General features: G+C 70.1%; 13 protein-coding genes. 4 read left to right on the top strand and 9 right to left on the bottom strand.

What is annotated here, in order from left to right; genetic code table 11:
• Positions 1-42 precede the first annotated feature (42 nt).
• Positions 43-1,227, bottom strand: coding sequence for an amidohydrolase family protein (locus GQ56_RS0123010; RefSeq protein WP_031400878.1), 1,185 nt, complete (start codon positions 1,225-1,227; stop codon positions 43-45).
• 65 nt (positions 1,228-1,292) lie between these two features.
• Positions 1,293-2,492, bottom strand: coding sequence for an amidohydrolase family protein (locus tag GQ56_RS0123005; protein WP_031400877.1), 1,200 nt, complete (start codon positions 2,490-2,492; stop codon positions 1,293-1,295).
• 463 nt (positions 2,493-2,955) lie between these two features.
• Between GQ56_RS0123005 and GQ56_RS0123000 the strand changes: the two genes are divergently transcribed.
• From GQ56_RS0123000 to GQ56_RS0122990, 3 genes are all read left to right on the top strand, one after another.
• The gene (locus GQ56_RS0123000; RefSeq protein ID WP_031400876.1) at positions 2,956-3,621 is read left to right on the top strand and encodes an outer membrane lipoprotein; all 666 of its coding nucleotides are present in this window, start codon (positions 2,956-2,958) and stop codon (positions 3,619-3,621) included.
• A 335-nt stretch (positions 3,622-3,956) separates the two neighbouring features.
• Entirely contained in the window at positions 3,957-4,466 is a 510-nt protein-coding gene (locus tag GQ56_RS0122995; RefSeq protein WP_031400875.1) for a GNAT family N-acetyltransferase, read from the top strand.
• Between the two features lie 293 nt (positions 4,467-4,759).
• The gene (locus GQ56_RS0122990; RefSeq protein ID WP_031400874.1) at positions 4,760-6,118 is read left to right on the top strand and encodes an aspartate aminotransferase family protein; all 1,359 of its coding nucleotides are present in this window, start codon (positions 4,760-4,762) and stop codon (positions 6,116-6,118) included.
• Between the two features lie 247 nt (positions 6,119-6,365).
• Here GQ56_RS0122990 and GQ56_RS0122985 read toward each other — a convergent pair whose 3' ends face one another.
• Entirely contained in the window at positions 6,366-7,541 is a 1,176-nt protein-coding gene (locus GQ56_RS0122985) for a M20 aminoacylase family protein (protein WP_031400873.1), read from the bottom strand.
• A 37-nt stretch (positions 7,542-7,578) separates the two neighbouring features.
• On the bottom strand, positions 7,579-8,811 hold the full coding sequence (locus GQ56_RS0122980; protein WP_031400872.1) for a diaminopropionate ammonia-lyase: 1,233 nt from the start codon (positions 8,809-8,811) through the stop codon (positions 7,579-7,581).
• 158 nt (positions 8,812-8,969) lie between these two features.
• Here GQ56_RS0122980 and GQ56_RS0122975 point away from each other — a divergent pair, with 158 nt between their 5' ends.
• Positions 8,970-9,446 (top strand): Lrp/AsnC family transcriptional regulator, encoded by a 477-nt coding sequence (locus tag GQ56_RS0122975; RefSeq protein ID WP_031400871.1) that lies wholly within the window; start codon positions 8,970-8,972, stop codon positions 9,444-9,446.
• 71 nt (positions 9,447-9,517) lie between these two features.
• Here GQ56_RS0122975 and GQ56_RS0122970 read toward each other — a convergent pair whose 3' ends face one another.
• From GQ56_RS0122970 to GQ56_RS0122950, 5 genes are all read right to left on the bottom strand, one after another.
• A complete protein-coding gene (locus GQ56_RS0122970; RefSeq protein ID WP_031400870.1) occupies positions 9,518-11,239 on the bottom strand; it encodes a tannase/feruloyl esterase family alpha/beta hydrolase in 1,722 nt (573 codons plus the stop codon).
• Positions 11,240-11,267: 28 nt separating this feature from the next.
• A complete protein-coding gene (locus GQ56_RS0122965; protein ID WP_031400869.1) occupies positions 11,268-12,416 on the bottom strand; it encodes a porin in 1,149 nt (382 codons plus the stop codon).
• A 66-nt stretch (positions 12,417-12,482) separates the two neighbouring features.
• Positions 12,483-13,688, bottom strand: a complete 1,206-nt coding sequence (gene mhpT, locus GQ56_RS0122960; protein ID WP_031400868.1) for a 3-(3-hydroxy-phenyl)propionate transporter MhpT — start codon at positions 13,686-13,688, stop codon at positions 12,483-12,485.
• A 208-nt stretch (positions 13,689-13,896) separates the two neighbouring features.
• The gene (locus GQ56_RS0122955) at positions 13,897-15,798 is read right to left on the bottom strand and encodes a feruloyl-CoA synthase (RefSeq protein WP_043301600.1); all 1,902 of its coding nucleotides are present in this window, start codon (positions 15,796-15,798) and stop codon (positions 13,897-13,899) included.
• Positions 15,795-17,243, bottom strand: a complete 1,449-nt coding sequence (locus tag GQ56_RS0122950) for an aldehyde dehydrogenase (RefSeq protein WP_031400866.1) — start codon at positions 17,241-17,243, stop codon at positions 15,795-15,797. Before GQ56_RS0122950 ends, GQ56_RS0122955 begins: the two co-directional genes overlap by 4 nt.
• Positions 17,244-17,252: the final 9 nt, after the last annotated feature.

Raw genomic sequence — 17,252 nt, 5'->3', positions numbered from 1 at the left:
GAAAACCGGATCATACCGGCCGACGCGTCGCCCGGGCCCGACTCAGACCAGCGCGCCGTCGCGCGCGACGACCTTCCCCGACGACACGACGAGCCGCCGCACCGGCCGCGCCACCACGGCCTCGGCGAACGTCAGCGCGTCGACGAGCACGACATCCGCCCGGCCGCCCGGCTGCAGCCCGTAATCGGCGAAACCGCAACCGCGCGCCGCGCCGTGCGTCACGCAGTCGAGCGCGTCTTCGAGCGCATCGTCGCGGCGGAAGTCGTTGCGCATGGCGATCAGCATCGCGCGCTCCAGCATGTCGGGCGACCCGTACGGCGTCCACGTGTCTCGCACGCCGTCGTTGCCGCCGATGACGGTCACGCCCGCCGCGCGGCACGCGGCCAGCGGCGGCACGGGCACCGCCGCCGGCGCGGTCGTGACAAGCCCGACGCGAAGCTTGGCCATCCGCGCGAGCAGCGCGTCGCGCTCGCGTTCGGCGACATCGCCGAGACAGAAGCCATGGCTGATCGTCACCTTGCCCTGCATGCCGTGCGTCGCCGTGCGCTGCAGGATCAGGTCGAGCGAGTACGCGCCCATCGACCCGCGTTCGTGCAGGTGGAGATCGATCCCGCGGCCATGTCGCCCGGCGATCGCGAACAGCACGTCCAGCGCCTCGACCGGATCGCCTTCGATCGCGCACGGATCGAGCCCGCCGAGCAGGTCGGCGCCCGCGGCCAGCGCGTCGGACAGCAGCGCGTCGGTGCCCGGCCGCTTGAGTACGCCCGATTGCGGAAACGCGACGATCTGGATCTCGACCTGCCCGCGCAGCATCTCGCGCGTCGCGAGCACGCCGTGCAGGTGCCGCAGCCCGGCTTCGGTGTCGATGTCGACATGCGTGCGGATGCGCGTCGTGCCGGCCGCGAGGAAGGCCCGCGCGAGCCCGAGCGACGCTGCGCCGGCGTCGTGGCCGCTCGTCGCGCGATAGTGCCGCTCGTTCTCGATCCGGTCGACGAGGCGCGGCCCGACCTGATTGCGATACCACGGCATCCCCCAGTGCGTCTTGTCGAGGTGCGTGTGGCCTTCGACAAGGCCGGGCAGCGCGAGCGCGCCCGCGCCGTCCTCGATCGCGCAGTCGGCCGGCGCGTCGAGCGACGGCCCGACTCGGGCGATGCGATCGCCTTCGATCAGGAGATCGAGCGCGGTGTCGGCGCTCGTGCGGACGTTTCGGATCAGCAGGGTCGTCATGTCGGTTCCGGTTCGGTCGGTGCATGGCGGGCCGGCGCACATGCGGCGCCTGCCCGCCGGTTCGGTCAGCGCGTGAAGTGCAGCGCGGGCGCGATCGGCGCGTCCGTGTCGCTTGCGCCGCGGCGGAACACCCAGCGCTCGGCCGGCACGCCCGCGACGGCCGCCGCCGCGTTCGGCGCGCGCACCGCGACGAACGTCGCATCGCAGCCGACCGCGATGCCGTAGCGCTCCCGACCGACGACGCGCGCCCCGGCGTGCGTCGCCATGTCGAGCGCGACGCCGAGCGCCTCGTCGGTGTAGAAGCCCGAGCGATAGCCGACCATCATCGCGCGCTGCAGCATGTCGCCGTTGCCGTACGGCCACCATGCGTCGCGGATGTTGTCGTTGCCCGCGAACACGTGCACGCCCGCATCGCGAAGCGCTTGCACCGGCGGAAACGCGCAGTCGCCCGGCGCATTCGTCAGGATCGACACGCCGGCCTCGGCCAGCGCCGCCGCGGTGCGCCGCAGGTCGTCGTCGCCGACCTGGCCGAGCGCGTACGCATGGCTCACGTTCACGCGCCCCCCGAGCCCCGCCGCGCGCGTGCGCGCCGCGATGCGCAGCAGTTGCGCGATGCCCGTTTCGCCCGGTTCGTGCAGGTGGATGTCGATCTTCGCGCCGCGCTTCTCGGCGATGCCGAACACGATGCCGAGCTGGCCGTCCGCGTCGCCGTCGAGGGTCGTCGGGTCGATCCCGCCGACCACGTCCGCGCCTTCGCGCACGGCCGCGTCGAGGATTGCCGCGGTACCCGGACACGTCACGACGCCGGCCTGCGGAAACGCGACCAGTTCGATATCGACGATTCCGCGCCATTGCTCGCGCGCGGCCAGCACCGCCTGCAGGTTCGACAGGCCCGTCGTCGCATCGACGTCGACGTGGCTGCGCATCGCGACCGTGCCGAATGCGGCGGCCTGCGCGATCAGCGCGTTGGCACGCTCGACGATCGGCGGCGCGGCCGCAAGCTGGCGCTTCTCGACCGCGAGCCGCTCGCGCAGCGTGCCGGCCGGTTCGTGCGGCGCCCAGCGAGCGCCGACGAAGCTCTTGTCGAGGTGAATGTGGCCGTCGACGAAACCGGGCAGCACGACGCGGCCGCCGAGGTCGATCGTGTCCACAGTGGGCGCGGCGGGGCGATCGGCGCCGATCGCGGCAAAGCGGCCGTCGCGGACGACGAAATGGATGGGCTGGCCGCCGGCGTCGACGGCGTTGATGAAGAGGCGATCGGTCATGGCTCGGAATGTGGGGCGGTCGCGGCGCGACACCGGCGCGGACAACGGAGACACCGCAGCCGGTGCGGCGCGACCGTCGGCAGGGAATCCGGCCACGATATCGGACGCCGCGACCCGAAGCCAATTAAATGTCGCGATGCCGCGCATTCGATTTCGCGATACGTGGTGCGCGCGCCCGCCGGGCCCGGCGCCGCGACAGGGTTCGATCGCTCCGGAAACGGCGCAGACGCCCGCGGCGGCGCATCGTCCGCATCGTCGCGGGCGGGGGCCGGGAGTCCGCCTCGCGCCCTTGCCGGCCGTGGCTTCAGCGCCCCGCGCGGCGGGCGATTTACGCGGCAACAGACTTTACACGTTGTTACCCGGCCGCACCGGACGCGCCCCCGGCCATTCCTTATACTCACGCCGAGTTCGCCTCCCCGTCCGGGAATCCGTCGGCGAACACGTTGCCGATGCAGGAAACACCATGATGCGCATGCCCTCCACGAAGACCGTTCTGTTCGCCTCGCTCGTCGCCGTGGCGGCGCTTCCGCTCACCGCGTGCGTCGCGCCCGGCTACTACGGCGCGCAGCCGGGCTATCCGCAACAGCAATACGCGACGCCCGGCTATGCACAGCCCGCGTATTCGCAGCCGGGCTATGTGCAGCAGCAACCGGCCTATCCGAGCCAGGCGCCGCAACCGTACGACCCGTACGGCAACGCGCCGCAATACGGATCGCAGCCGTATGACCCGTACGCCAATCAGCAGCAGCAACCGCAACAACAGCAGCAGTACGCCAACCCGTACGGCACGCAGTACGGCACGGTCGCGAACATCCAGCCGGTCAACGGCTCCGTCGGCCCGTCGGGTGTCGCCGGCACCGTCGTCGGCGCGCTGATCGGCGGCGTGCTCGGCAACCAGGTCGGGCGCGGTCACGGCCGCGACGCGGCGACCGTGATCGGCGCGCTCGGCGGCGCGGTGGCGGGCAACCAGATCGGTCAGCAGATGGGCGCCGCGCAAGGCCCGAGCAGCTACCGGATCGACGTGCAGGTCAGCGACGGCTCGATGCGCTCGTTCGACGTGCAGTCGCCGGGCAGCCTGCGGCCGGGCGACCGCGTGCAGATCAACGGCAACCAGCTGTCACGGTACTGATCGCGCGTGCCGCGCTCGCGGCACGCTTGCCGGGCCCGGTGCATCGCGTCGGGCGCGTTGCGCTTCTCTCCGGGGCGCCCTTCTTCCTCGTCGGCAACCATCGTCGCCCATCGCATCGGTTGCGCGCGAAGCATCACGCGCGGGGCCGACACGATATCCCCACGCTCGATCGTTCCAACGTCGCCCGTCGCGCCGTGCTCACCGCTCGCCGCCGCCGGCACACGCGACACGTCGAACCCGCCCACGCGGCTGCGCGAATCCGATTAGCATAGGCGTGATGCCGTGTGCCCGATGCGGCACGCATCGTCCTGTTGCCCTCCACCGGAATCCCCCTGATGACGATCACGACCCGCCTGCTCGACACGGCCGACGCCGCCCGTTTCCAGACCGTCCGCCTGCGTGCGGTCGATACCGCACCCACCTCCTTCCTGCCGACGCTCGACGAAGAATCGCAGGTGCCCGTCGACGAATTCGCGGCGCGCATCACGCCGACGCAGGAGCGGGCCGTGTTCGGCGCATTCGACGGCGACACGCTGGTCGGCATCACCGGCGTGCGCCGCGATGCGCGCGTGAAGATCGCGCACAAGGCGACGATCTGGGGCGTGTTCGTCGATCCCGCGTATCGCGGCCGGGGCATTGCGCAGGCGCTGCTCCAGAGCGCGACCGAACATGCGGCGCAGACGTGGGCATGCAAGCAACTGATGCTGTGCGTGAACGAGGTCAATGCCACCGCCGAGCGACTGTATGCGTCGCAGGGCTTCGTCCGGTTCGGCACGGAACCGCGCTCGATGTTCGTCGACGGGCGGTTCTACGACGAACACCACATGGTGAAGACGCTGGCGTAACGCGCGGCGGCGGCGAACGGGGCACGCGACCGAAAGCGTCCCTGTCCGCCCTTCGCCCGCACCGGATCCGGCTAAATGAATGTGAGCACACACTAACTTTCCATGCATTAGCGAAAATCGGGCCGTTCCTCGCCGGTTTATGCGCAAAAACTTTTAAAAAACTTCCCGCACCCCGGCCCCGGCCCTGACCGACAGGCTCGCGCCAACGCGGGCCGCCTCCGTAATTCCGCCCCTGTTCAGCCCCCCGCCGCCCGCGCTATCGTTGCCGTCACCTTCACAGCCAGGAGCCGCCTTTGCCTTCCCGCCACGGAGTCGACCTCATCCGCGCCCGCGCGCTGTTCGATCGCGAGCGCCGTGCATTCACCGAAGCCATGCCGGTCTCGCGCGCACTGTCCGCGGAAGCATCCGAGCATCTGCTGTTCGGCGTGCCGTTGCACTGGATGCAGGACTGGTCGACGCCGTTCTCGCTGTACGTGAAGGAGGCGCGCGGCGCGACCTTTACCGACGTCGACGGTCATCGCTACGTCGATTTCTGCCTCGGCGATACGGGCGCGATGTTCGGCCATGCACCCGAGCCGGTCGCCCGTGCGCTCGTCGAACAGGCCACGCGCGGCTACACGACGATGCTGCCGAGCGAGGACGCCGTGTGGGTGGCGCGCGAACTCGCCCGCCGCTTCGGGTTGCCGGTCTGGCAGTTCGCGCTGAGCGCGAGCGACGCGAACCGCTTCGTGCTGCGCTGGGCGCGCGCGGCCACCGGCCGCAACACGATCGTCGTGTTCAACGGCTGCTATCACGGCACGGTGGACGACGTGTTCGTCGATCTCGTCGACGGCCGCCCGGTGCAGCGCGACAGCCTGCTCGGGCAATCCCACGACCTGCTCGCCAACACGCGCGTGGTCGAATTCAACGACCTCGCCGCGCTCGAAGCCGCGCTGAAGGATGGTGACGTCGCCTGCGTGCTCGCCGAGCCCGCGATGACGAACATCGGGATGGTGCTGCCCGATCCGGGCTTCTGGGAGGCCGCGCGCGCACTGACGCGACGCTACGGCACGCTGCTCGTGATCGACGAGACGCACACGATCAGCAGCGGCCCCGGCGGCTACGCGGCCGCGCACGCACTCGAACCGGACATGCTGGTGGTCGGCAAGCCGATCGCAGGCGGCGTGCCGTGCGCGGTGTACGGGTTCAGCGCCGAATTCGCGGAGCGCGCGAAGCAGGCGAAGCTGAACGCGCCGCCCGGCCATTCCGGGATCGGCACGACGCTCACCGCGAACATGCTCGCGATGCATGCGATGCGCGCGACGCTCGCCGAAGTCGCGACCGACGCCGCCTATGCGCACATGTTCGAACTTGCCGCGCGACTCGCCGCCGGGCTCGAGCAGGCGATCGCGCAACGCGGGCTGCCGTGGTGCGTGACGCGCATCGGCGCGCGCACCGAGTTCCAGTTCGCGCCCGTGCCGCCGCGCAACGGCACGCTGGCGGGCGAACAGCTCGACAGCGAACTCGAACACATCGTGCACCTGTACCTGCTGAATCGCGGCGTGCTGATCACGCCGTTCCACAACATGATGCTCGTCTGCCCGCACACGACGGCCGACGATGTCGACCGGCTCGTCGCGCAATTCGACGCGTGCCTGGGCGAACTGGCGTGACGGAGCAACCGGCGGGGCGGGGCGCGCGGGCGCTGGCACCGCACCGGCCGCCATCGGCGCCCGTGCATGTTCACGCTGATAACGGGCTTGTGAACGCGCCTTTGCGCCCGCAGGGCAAGGAGAGGGGAGGCGCAATAGCCGTCGCTCTTGCAACGACGAACGACGCCGCAATGTGGGCGCAAAGGCACGTTCCCCTGTTTAGAAAAAATCGTTCGTGGGGCTGGCCCGTCATCAGCGTGAACACGCCCTACGCCGCCCGCAACGCGCGCCGCGCCACTTCCGCGAAATAGCGTGCGCCGACCGGCAGGATCTCGTCGTTGAAGTCGTACGTCGCGTTGTGCAGCGGCACACCGCCGCGCGCGCCGGCCTCGCCGTTGCCGATGAACACGAAGTTGCCGGGCACGGCCTGCAGGAACGCGCCGAAATCCTCCGAGATCATCATCGGCTGCACGTCGGCGTTCACCGCGTCGGCGCCCGCGACCTGCGCGGCGGCCTGCACGGCCGTGCCGACCCATTCCGGCGTATTCACCGTCGGCGCGAATTCGTGCGTGTAGTCGAACGTGCAGGTCGCGCCGTGCGTGCGGCAGATGCCTTCGGCGATCTCGCGCATGCGCGTTTCCAGCAGCGCCTGGACGTCGCGCGAATAGCTGCGCGTATCGCCCCTGATCGTCACGGTCGACGGCAGCACGTTGCGCAGCCCGTCGGTGATGAATTCCGTGCACGAGATCACGGCCTGCTGGCCCGGATCGAGATTGCGCGACACGATCGTCTGCAGCGCGAGCACGATCTGCGCGCCGATCACGATCGGATCGACGCCCATGTGCGGGCGCGCCGCATGCGTGCCGCGCCCGTCGATTCGGATCACGAAATTGTCCTCGCTCGCCATGATGCCGCCCGCGCGCGTCGCGAACGTGCCCGCGCGCATGCCCGGCATGTTGTGCGCGCCGAAGATCGCGTCGACCGGGAAGCGCTCGAACAACCCGTCGGCCATCATCGCCTTCGCGCCGCGGCCATGCTCCTCGGCCGGCTGGAAAATGAAGCGCACCGTGCCGTCGAAATCCTTGCGCTCGGCCAGCAGCCGCGCGGCGCCGAGCACCATCGACATGTGGCCGTCGTGTCCGCACGCATGCATCTTGCCGGGCGTGCGCGATGCATGTTCGCGATCCGGCGCGTGCTCGGCGATGTTCAGCGCATCCATATCAGCGCGAATACCGATCACGCGCTTCCCCGCGCCGGCCGTCAGGTTCGCGACGAGGCCCGTGCCGCCGATCCCGCGGTGCACGTCGAGCCCGAGCGTCGTCAGGATGCGGGCGACGTAGTCCGACGTGTTCACTTCCTCGAAACCCGTCTCCGGATGCCGGTGCAGATGCCTGCGCCAGGCCTTCAGCTGCCCCTGCAGCGTGCTTTCGTCGATTGCGTCCATTGCGCTTGCCTCCCCGATCGTCAGGTCGTCATGTCGTTCAGGCCGCCACCGCCGCGCGGGCCAGCCAGTCGCGCTGGCGCGCGAGCACCGCGTCGGCCGTCTCGCCGACGCAGCTCCGGTACAGGGACGGCGCCGTCGCGCCTTCCGTATTGATCGCGAGCACGCGCGAGCCCGCATCGAGCCCCGCCTGCCGCGCAAGCGCGGGGTCGCGCATCAGCACGGCGAGCCCCGCGATGCCGGCCGCCCCCGATTCGCCGGCGACGAGCGGCACGTCGCGGCCGCTGCCGGCCGCCAGGCCGCGCATCGCGTGCACCGCGTCTTCGTCGTCGATCAGCATGAACTGGTCGATGCACAGCTCGAGGAAATCCCACGCGAGCGGCGACGCCTCGCCGCACGCGAGCCCGGCCATCACCGAATCCACGGTGCCGGTGGCCTTGGTCGCGCGCCCGGCCAGCGCGCTCTGGTACAGGCAGTCGGCCTGGCGCGGCTCGACCACGATGAAATGCGGCCGCTGCATGCCGTCGCGCTCCCACAGGTAACTCGCGACGCCCGCGGCGAGGCCCCCCACGCCGCCCTGCAGCAGCACGTGCGTGAACGGCCGCCCGTCGTCCTGCTCCGCCTGCGCCACGGCTTCGGCGGCGATCACGCCGTAACCCTGCATCACGTCGCGCGGAATCGCCTCGTAGCCGTCGTACGACGTATCCGACACGACGTACCAGCCGTTCGCCTGCGCGAGCTGCGCCGCGCAGACGACCGATTCGTCGTAGTTCCCCGCGATGCGCACGATCCGCGCGCCGTACGCGGAGATCGCGTGTTCGCGCTCGGCGTCGACGTTCGCGTGCAGCACGATCACGCACCCGCAGCCGATCGCGCGCGCCGCGGCGGCCAGCGCGCGGCCGTGATTGCCGTCGGTCGCGCTGATCACCGTCAGGTCGGCCAGCTCCGCCGCGTAGCGGCCGGTGACGAGCCCCTGCGGATCCAGATCCTGCGCGCGCCGCAGGCGCTTCACGAGCCGCACCAGCGCGATCGGCGCGCCGAGCGCCTTGAAGCTGCCGAGCGGCGACCGGCACGACTCGTCCTTCACGCTGATGCGCGCGACGCCGAGCCGCGCCGCGAGATCCGGCAACGTGCGCAACGGCGTGCGCGCGTTGCCGACGAGCGGCCAGTGCGCGAGCCACGCGCCGCTTTCGTCGGCCGACGCGATGTTCATCACGCGGCGCAGCGCATGGGGATAGACGGCGCGCGATGCGCGAGGGTTGGCGATCAGCATGACGGCGGCACTCCGTGAGTCGGTTCCGGGGCGGGCGCGCACGGGTTGCGCGCGCCGCCGGTCTGAAAAATAATATTGCGCATGCGGATCAAAAAAATCGCCAAATCGGCCACTCACACGCAAAAATTTCTCATTCTTTCGAGGCTTCACGCGCCATCATGACGACCCCACTCGACGCGTTCGACCGCAAGCTGCTGACGGAACTCCAGCGCGACGCACAGACGCCGCAAAGCGAACTCGGCGCGCGCGTCAACCTGTCGACCGCCGCCGTGAACCGGCGCCTGAAGCGTCTCGCGGACGAAGGCGTGATCGAGCGCTACACGGCCGTCGTCGCGCCGGACAAGGTCGATCATCCGCTGACGATCGTCGTAAACGTCGAGGTCGAAAGCGAGCAGATCGACCAGCTCGACGCGATGAAGCGGACCTTCGAGCGCTGCCCGCAGATCCAGCAGTGCTACTACGTGACGGGGGAATGGGATTTCGTGCTGATCCTCTCCGTGCGCAACATGGATCAGTACACCGCGCTCACGCGCGAGCTGTTCTTCGCGAACAACAACGTGAAGCGCTTCAAGACGCTGGTCAGCATGAGCCGCGTGAAGGTGGGGCTCGAGGTGCCGGTCGAGCCGGGCGAGTGAGTGGGCGCCAGCAAACATGAAGCGGCCGGTACGCGATGGCGCGCACCGGCCGCTTCCCATCGACGGCTACCTCAACGACAACTGAAGCTCGCCGCCGAATTCACATCGCCCGAGCCGTTGTAGCGCGCCACCTGCGGATACGGGCACAGCGGCCGCGTGCGTCCCGCGCCCCACGATGCGGGCACGTCCGCATTCGGCGCCACGTTCGTTGCGTCGCGCGCGGCGGCCACGATCGCCGCGGGCGCCTGCCCCTGCTCGACCCACGCGACAAGCGGCGTCAGCAGGTCGAACTGGTCGGCCGCCGGCCCGCCCGAGCAGTGGTTCATCCCCGGCACCGGATAGAAGCGCGCGAAATCCGTCGCATCGCCGCCGTTCGCCTGCGCGACCCGTACGTACCAGTCGCGCGTGTCGTTGAACGAGAACACCGGATCGCCCGTGCCGTGATAGACGATCAGCTTCGCGCCGCGCGCCTTCAGCGCGGACAGGTTCGTTTCGTCGGGCGGCGTCATGAACGTCCACGCGGATTGCGTGTACGCGCCGCCGGTCGCGAAGATCGCCGGCGCATCGTTGTCCATGTCGAAGCCGAGCGCGAAACCGGGCAGGTTCGCGAGCGTCGCGGCGCTTTTCGGCGGCGTCATGAACGTGAACGCCATCGCGGCCGGATCGAGCGTGATCGAATTCGACTGCTTCCACGCGGCCCAGCCGCTGCCGGCCATGCCCGGATCGTACGGAAAACTCGCGTAGAGCTCCGTGCCCGCGCTGTTGCGCGCCCCCGCGAACACGTTCTCGAGCGCCGTCTTCTGGGCCGTCGTCAGGCAGGCGCCCGTGCGCGTGCCGTTCGCGCAGGTCGGGATGTCCGCATCGACGCTGAAATGCGCCTGGCACGCGGCGACATCCTGCACCATCCCGTCGGCCGCGCCGTCGAGCGCATCGCACTTCTCGAGGATCTTCGCGCCGACGAACTGCCGCTCCGCATCGGTGAAGCCGCTGCGGATATCGGGCAGCCCGTTCGCGCCCGTCGCCGATGCGATCTTCGCGAACTGCTGCGCGCCATACATCTCGCCGATCGCCGCCTTCGGCAGATGAAAGCCCGGATCGCCCGCGATGATGCCGTCGTAGTCGGCCGCATTGCGCACGGCCGTGACCATCGCGTGGCGGCCGCCGTTCGAGCAGCCGTCGAAATAGCTGCGGTCGGGCGCCTTGCCGTACGCGAGCCGGATCACCTGCTTCGCCATCGGCGTAAGCGCGTCGACCGCGCCGTAGCCGTAGTCGATGCGAGCCTGCGGATCGATGCCGAACAGCGGATTCTGCGCGGCACTGTGCCCGGAATCCGAACTGATCACGGCAAAACCCATGTTCAGCGCATCGTTCAGCGGCCCGCCGCCGCCGATCTCCCCGGTCGCGGTCACGACGCTGCCGTCGAGCCCGCCGTTCGCCTGGTAGAAGAAGCGGCCGTTCCAGGCCTTGGGCAAGCGCATCTCGAAGCCGATCGCATAAGTATTGCCGTCGACCGCGCTCACGCGCTCGTTCATCTTCCCTTCGATCACGCAGTGCCCGGCGATCGGTTGGCCGGCCACCGTCAACGCACCCGCGGCCGCGGTCGTCACCGAGGTAAACGACGTGCCCGGATACGCGAGCTTCGCGGCGAGCGCGTCGCAGCTCTGCGCCATCGCGGCCGGCGTCGCGGCGCTCAGGTGCGTCGGTGCGGCACTCACCGGGTCGTCGCCGCCGCAACCGGCGAGCACGAGCGCCGACAGCGGCGCAATGCAGAGGATTGCAGATTTTTTATTCAAGATATCTTCCGTTCGTGAAGTGGCCGGTTCAGAACATGTGCTTGATGCCGACCATCGCGCCGAGCTGCCCCATGCCCTCGCCGGGCGTCGTGCCGGCCCCGCCGCCGCTGACCGCATAGCGCGCCTGCGCGCTGTTCCACAGATACGCGCTTTGCGCATAGACCGACGTACGCTTCGTCAGCAGCCAGGTCGCACGCAAGGTCGCCATCGTCGCGCGCGTGTCGTGCGCGCTGTTGACGATCCGGTAGCCTTCGCCGTCGACGACGAAATCGGGCTTGACCGCATACGACGCGCCGACGAAGAACAGGTCGGAATGCGCGCCGGCCTCGGCCGGCGAGCCGGTCGACACGCGCCGCCCGATCCAGCCCGCGCCGAGCCGTACGCCCGACGCCTGCGCATACGCGCTCACGTGCACGCGCGCGTCCTTGCCAGCGCTGCTCGTGAATGCGACCGGCTCGACGCCGTCGAAGAAATTCGCTGCCGCGCCGGTGCCGCCGCGCTGCTCCTCGTACGACGCCGCCGCGCCGAAATACGCGCTGTCGTACTTGAGCATCACCGACCAGTCACGGCACTGCACGGCGTCGCCCGGCACCTGCCCCGCGCACGTGCCCTGCCCCGGCGAGTTGCCGGTGCCCGCGCTGTCGCGGCCGAACGAATACGCGGCGCCGAGCGTCACGCCGCGATACGTGCCGATGTAGGTCACCGTGTTGTCCGCGCGGCCGTTCGGCACATACGCGTCGAGCGAGCCGAGCCCGTAGATGTCGGGGCCGATGATGTCCGCCCCCTGCAGCGCGAGGTAGGTCATCGTGTACTGGCGGCCGAACGCGAGCGTGCCGAAACCGCCCTTCAGCCCGACGAACGCCTGCCGTCCGAACAGCCTGCCGCCCTGCCCGAGATCGCCGCCGCGCACGTTGAAGCCGCTTTCCAGCGTGAACACGGCCTGATAGCCGCCGCCGAGATCCTCCGCGCCGCGCAGCCCCCAGCGCGACGGCAGCTCGCCCGTCACGGCCGGCATGCGCACCACATGGTCGCCGGCCGCGTTCGCGTGCGACACGAATTCGACGCCCGTATCGATGATCCCGTACAGCGTCACGCTCGACTGCGCATGCGCGCCCGGCGCGGCGAGCGCGCAGCACGTGCCGGCGGCCAACAGGCCGTTCCTGGTGTTCTTCTTCATGTCGTTGCGTCTCCAGACCTTGAATGAGCGCGCTCTGACGGCGCGCGTTGAAAAACCGGGGGAATGTCAGTCGCCGGCCTGCGGGCGGCGGACCAGCAGCAGCGCGGCGACGGCCGCGACGAGCGTGACGGGGATGCTCGCGCCGATCACGACCGGTGCGCTGCGGCCCGCGGCCAGCAGCGTCGCGGCCGCGAGCGGCCCGACGACGGAACCGAGCCGGCCGACGGCCACCGCCGCGCCGACGCCCGTGCCGCGCATCGCGGTCGGGTAGTAGATCGCCGCAAGCGCGTACAGCACCGACTGCCCGCCGATCACGAACATGCCGGCCGCGAACGCGGCCGCCGCGAGCGACGCGAAGCCCGGCGCCGCCGCCAGCGCGGCGAGCGACAGCACGATCCCGACGTACATGCCGCCGACCACGCGCGCCGCGCGCATCCGGTCGAGCGCCGCGCCGATGCCGAGCGCGCCGAGCCCGCCGCCGATGTTGAACGCGATCTGCACGAGCCCGACATGCGCGCGATCGAGCCCGCGTGCGGCCATCAGCGACGGCAGCCAGTTCAGCAGGAAATACAGGACGATCAGCGTGCAGAAATAGCTGATCCACAGTGCGAGCGTCGACACCGTGCGCCCGCTCCCGAACAGCGTGCGTGCGACGCTCGTACGCGCGGCCGTCGTGCCGGCGATGTCGAGATACGCCCGCGATTCCGGCAGCAGCAGCGCCAGCAGCGGCACGAGCAGCAGCGGCCCCACGCCGCCGACATAAAAGATGTGCCGCCACTCGGTGTCGCCCGCGAGCAGCACGCCGATCAGCGATGCGATCACGCCGCCGAACGGAATGCCGCAATACATCGCGGCGACCGCGCTGCTGCGCGAACGCGGCTCGACCGCCTCGGACGACAGCGCGATCAGGTTCGGCATCGCGCCGCCGAGGCCGAGGCCCGTCAGCGCGCGCACGACGACGAGCATCGCGAAGCTCGATACCTGCGCGGTGGCGATCGACAGCAGCCCGAACAGCGCGACCGACGCGATCAGCACGCGCTTGCGGCCGATCCGGTCGGCGAGCCGCCCGCCGAGCATGGCGCCGGGGAGCAGCCCGAAGGTGCCCGCGCTGAACGCGATGCCCATCTGCGACACGGTCAGCCCGAATTCGCGCGCCATGCGCGGCGCGGCGACCCCGACCGACTGCAGGTCGAGCCCTTCGAGCAGCGCGATCGCGAAGCACAGTGCGAGCGTGGTCGCGACCGTGGGTTTTTCGGCAACATAAGTGTTCATCCTGTCTCCAGTCCCATGTCTTGTAGTCGGTCGGCCCTGCGACGGCCGCCGCGCGCCGCCGCCGGCCAGTGGCAAAGCGGCGCGCGAAGTATCGTCTGAAGGGCCTTCTTTATCAGGCAGCCTGATTCACTGGCCGCAAGAATGCCTGCCGATCCCGTGGCCGGCCGGTCGTCGTGTCTGCGTTTTGCTGCTTGTCCCTGCCTAGTGCTTACGCGTAAATCACGTCGGGATCGCGCCGCGCCGGGTCGTACAGCGCGTCGATCGTCGCCGCGCGATGCTGCTGCACGGCCGCCTGGTTCAGCGAGCCCTTGTCGGTCACTTCGCCGAGGTCGAGCGACGGCGGCGTGTCGATCAAGCGGATGCGCGCGACGAACGTCGACCCGCCGCTCGCATGCCGGTTCAGCGCGGCGAGCCAGGCCTCGAACACCGCCCGCACGGCCGGCGCGCGCAGCACGTCGGCCACCGGTGCATCGACTGCGAGCGCCGCCAGCGCACGGCACGCATCGATGCGCGGAAACACCAGCAAGCCGATGTCGTCGCGATTGATCCCGGTGACGACCACGTCCTGCACGTACGGCGCACCGCTCGACACCGCATTCGCGCGCAACGGCCCGACGCTGACGAAGGTGCCGCTGCTCAGCTTGAAATCCTCGGTCAGCCGCCCGTCGAACAGCAGCCCGAATTCCGGCCGCTCCGGATCGGCGAACACGGCTGCGTCGCCGCTGCGGTAGTAGCCTTCGTCGTCGAACACGTCGCGCGGATCGACATCCGCGTGCCAGTAGCCGCGCATCACATTCGGCCCCTTGAAACGCAGTTCGAGCTTGCCGCCGCATGGCGCCAGCTTCACGTCGCAGCCGGGCGCCGGCAGGCCGATATAGCCGGCGCGCATCAGCGGCCCCGTCGTGAAGAGGCACGACGGCGACGTTTCCGTCATGCCGAGCCCGGCCATGATCCGGATGCGCTCGCCGCAATGCGCGTCGGTCACGCGGTCGAGCCGGTCCCATGCAGCCTGCGACAGCCCCGCGCCGCCGAAGAAATACAGCTTCACGCGCGAGAAAAAGGTATCGCGCAACGCGGCGTCGCGTTCGAGCGCGGCGGCCAGTTCTTCCCAGCCTTTCGGCACGTTGAAGTAGATCGTCGGTGCGATCTCGCGCAGGTTGCGCACGGTTTCGTCGAAGCGGCCGGGCACCGGGCGGCCGTCGTCGATGTACAGCGTGCCGCCGTTGTACAGCGCGATGCCGAGGTTGTGGCTGCCGCCGAACGTGTGATTCCACGGCAGCCAGTCGACCAGCACCGGGGGTTCGCGCGTCAGCTCGGGCATCGTCTGGCGCAGCATCTGCTGGTTGCTGCACAGCATCCTGTGCGTGGTCGGCACGGCCTTCGGCTGTTTCGTCGAACCGGACGTGAACAGGATCTTCGCGAGATGGTCGGGGCCGATTGCCGCGTGGATCGTATCGATCGTGCGGGGGACCGTGGCGAGCAGGCGTGACAGCGGCACGGCGCACCCCTCGGCATCGACGTCGGCATCGTGCGCGACGATCAACGCCGCATCGGCCGGCAACGTCGCGTCGAGCGCGCGCGTGAACGGCCCGCGTTCAGCAACGAACACCGCGCCCGGCCGCAGCGTGCCGAGCGTGTGACGCAGCTTGCCGAAGTCGGTCGACACCAGCGAATACGCGGGCGAGATCGGCGAGTACGGCACGCCCGCCAGCATCGCCGCGAACATCAACTGCAGATGCTCGAGATCGTTGCCGGACAGCACCGCGAGCGGACGCTCGGCCGACAGCCCGAGATCGACGAGGCCCTGGCCGAGCGCGCGGGCGCGATCCAGCATCTGCGCGTAGGTGATCTCGATCCAGCGGCCGTCTTCGCCGCGCCGCGCGGCCAGCACGCGGTCGGGATGCGCTTGCGCGCCGCGCACGAGGCAGTCGGTCAGGCGCGTCGGGTAGTCGCCGAGCGGTTCGCGCGAGCGCAGGTACCACGCGCCGTTTTCCGCGCGACGAACCTCCGCCGCACCGACCGCGACGGCCGCCGCGCGATAGCGCACGCCGCCCGTGTCGTTCACCGGCCCGCTCGCGGGCGTCGCACCATTCATCGTCGGCTCGCTCATATCGGATAGTGACGCGGCGTGGTCTGCACGGTGATCCAGCGCAGCTCGGTGAATTCGGCGATCGACGCGCGGCTGCCGAAGCGGCCGTAGCCGCTCGCCTTCGTGCCGCCGAACGGCATCTGCGCCTCGTCGTGCACGGTCGGGCCGTTGATGTGGCAGATCCCCGATTCGATCCGCCGCGCGACCGCCATCGCGCGTGCGACGTCGCGGCTGAACACGCTCGCCGACAGCCCGAACTCGCTGTCGTTCGCGAGCGCGACCGCTTCGTCGTCGCTGTCCGCGCGCAGGATCGCCACGACCGGCGCGAACGATTCCTCGCGATACAGCCGCATGTCGCGCGTGACGCCATCGACGATCGCCGGCTGCATCGTCGCGCCTTCGACGCGGCAGCCGAGCGGCAGACGCGCGCCATGCGCGCGCGCATCCTCGACGAGCGACATCGCGCGCGCGGCCGCCGCCGCATCGACCATCGTACCGAGCGGATGGCCGGCCAGCGGATCGCCCGCCACCAGCGTGCGGGCCTTCGCGGCGAGACGCTCGACGAGCGCGTCGGCGATCGGCCTCGCGGCGATCACGCGCTCGGTCGACATGCAGATCTGCCCCTGGTTGAAGAACGCGCCGAACGCGATCGCCGCGACGGCCGCGTCGAGATCGGCATCGTCCAGCACGAGCACGGGCGCCTTGCCGCCGAGCTCGAGCAGCACGGGTTTCAGGTGCGCGGCCGCGTGACGCGCGATGATGCGCCCGACATGCGTCGAGCCGGTGAAGTTGATGCGCTTCACGTGCGGATGCGCGATCAGCCGCTCGACGAGTTCGGGCGCATCGGCCGCCGCGTGCGTGATCACGTTGACGACGCCCGCGCCGAGCCCCGCTTCGTCCAGCACCGCGCCGATCAGCGCGTGCACGCCCGGACACGCTTCGGACGCCTTCAGCACGACCGTGTTGCCGCACGCGAGCGGCATCGCAAGGGCACGCGTGCCGAGGATCACGGGTGCGTTCCACGGCGCGATGCCGAGCACGACGCCGCACGGCACGCGCATCGCGAGCGCGAGATTGCCGGGCACGTCGGACGGGATCACGTCGCCGGCGATCTGCGTCGTCATCGACGCGGCCTCGCGCAGCATGTTCGCCGCGAGCGTCACGTTGAAGCCGATCCAGCCGGGTGTCGCGCCGGTTTCGGCCACGCCCGCTGCAACGAACGCGTCGATGCGCGCATCCATCAGGTCAGCGGCCTTCAGCAGCAGCCGGCGGCGCTCGGTCGGTGCGAGCGCCGCCCATGCGGGGAACGCGCGGTGCGCGGCGTCGATCGCCGCGTCGGCGTCGGCAACGCCGGCCGCCGGCGCGCGCGACGCGAGCGCGCCCGTTGCGGGGTTGAATCGGTCGAAGGTTCGCCCGTCGCGGGCGGTGCACCACTCGCCGGCGATCAGCATCCGTCTGTCGGTCATGTCGTCTCC

This window comes from Burkholderia paludis (genome assembly GCF_000732615.1).
Lineage (GTDB): Bacteria > Pseudomonadota > Gammaproteobacteria > Burkholderiales > Burkholderiaceae > Burkholderia > Burkholderia paludis.
This window is presented reverse-complemented; position numbering and strand designations above follow the sequence as displayed.